The organism is Colwellia sp. MB3u-8 (genome assembly GCF_014076985.1).
In the GTDB taxonomy this organism is placed as follows: domain Bacteria; phylum Pseudomonadota; class Gammaproteobacteria; order Enterobacterales; family Alteromonadaceae; genus Cognaticolwellia.
Window position 1 is genome coordinate 1 of the sequence record NZ_JACGVA010000005.1, and the last position, 432, is coordinate 432.

Consider the following 432-nt stretch of genomic DNA (forward strand, 5'->3'; position numbering starts at 1 on the left):
GTTTATTGCGGACGCGTAGCTCAGCTGGATAGAGTACCTGGCTACGAACCAGGCGGTCGCAGGTTCGACTCCTGCCGCGTCCGCCACATTGAAAAAACCAGTCTTATGACTGGTTTTTTTTCGCCCCAACATTTTGTTTTTATCTTTGTAGGGTCGCATCAGAGTGCTCATTATGGGTAACGTGCGTTATCTCTTGAACCAGAGATATAAATAATAGGTTGATTTGAGGGCGTCTACCTCAGCTGGATAGGTTATCTAACGCTAATGGCTACGAATGCTTTTTATGAGTAAAGTTTGTTATCTCCTAAACATGAGATATAAAAAAACAGTTTATTGAGGACGCGTAGCTCAGCTGGATAGAGTACCTGGCTACGAACCAGGCGGTCGCAGGTTCGACTCCTGCCGCGTCCGCCACTTTTCTTTAAGTGGCTA

General features: G+C 46.1%; 2 tRNA genes. Both read left to right on the plus strand.

The features are described from left to right. Nucleotides 1-9 precede the first annotated feature (9 nt). Nucleotides 10-86 (plus strand) — tRNA-Arg (locus H4J54_RS00030). A 251-nt stretch (nt 87-337) separates the two neighbouring features. After that, a tRNA-Arg gene (locus tag H4J54_RS00035) sits at nt 338-414 on the plus strand. Nucleotides 415-432 lie beyond the last annotated feature (18 nt).